The organism is Bartonella sp. AA83SXKL (genome assembly GCF_042196965.1).
Lineage (GTDB): Bacteria > Pseudomonadota > Alphaproteobacteria > Rhizobiales > Rhizobiaceae > Bartonella.
Genome location: NZ_JBHIRG010000119.1, coordinates 526 through 921 on the forward strand (window position 1 = coordinate 526; position 396 = coordinate 921).

The following is a 396-nucleotide window of genomic DNA, read 5'->3' on the forward strand; positions in this document are numbered from 1 at the left end:
CAGAAGCTGGAAGAAGCAATGTGAAATGATCTTCCCTCTATCTAATTCTGGAAGACTGGGAATGAACCATGTAGAAGGAGAGCAGCTTTTTTGTTGTTTTTGTGTTGCTAAAAGTTATCACGGTATGTGTGTTAGTGCTTTTATATCGGTTATGTTGGGACTCTCCATGCTTTTTACGTATCTTTTGAAAAAAATATCCTAAAACTGGAAAAAGCAATTCGGCAAAAAGGTAAAACAACCTGTTATCAAAATGAGCCGGATAAATAAGGTAATAGGGAGAAAATGAATAATCATCTTATAAGATTATTTATTCTAGGAATTTTTTTCGTGATACTTTTTGTTTCTGAGAGTGTCTCCTTTATCATTTCGGGGTTTTATTATTCTGTCTTCAAGTGG